The sequence below is a fragment of the Xanthovirga aplysinae genome, assembly GCF_009711365.1.
Classification (GTDB): Bacteria; Bacteroidota; Bacteroidia; order Cytophagales; family Cyclobacteriaceae; genus Xanthovirga; species Xanthovirga aplysinae.
On record NZ_SMMB01000445.1, the window covers coordinates 1263 to 1651 of the forward strand.

At 35.0% G+C, this 389-nt stretch carries 1 protein-coding gene; it reads left to right on the plus strand.

What is annotated here, in order from left to right; all coding sequences use genetic code 11:
• Nucleotides 1-70: 70 nt before the first annotated feature.
• A partial coding sequence (locus E1171_RS01690; RefSeq protein WP_187696174.1) for a WG repeat-containing protein occupies nt 71-389 on the plus strand: 319 nt, incomplete at its 3' end.

Here is a 389-nt window from a genome sequence, read left to right on the forward strand (position 1 = left end):
AAATAATTTAAACAAATACAGGGGCAAAATACTGTATTTATTACACCAAAACATTTTATCAGGGGAATTTATGAACCTTTCAAACTTCTATCGCTTTACCTTACTTACGCTGGGTTTTGCCACTTTTTATGTTTCAGTTTTTGCATCTTGGGGAAAGGTTAATCCTAAACAAGCATCACATTTATCCCTTACCGCCATTGAAAAATTCAGTATTATAGAAGAAGGAAACAGGAAAGGTCTAATAAACGGGGAGGGAGAGGTTGTTATTCCTGCCCAATATGATGATTTGGGTTGGCCTAATTCCCCATTCCAAATAATGGAAAATATCTTGGGTTACAAAGAGGGTAAAAAATGGGGGCTTATCAATACTCAAAATAAACAAATTACCA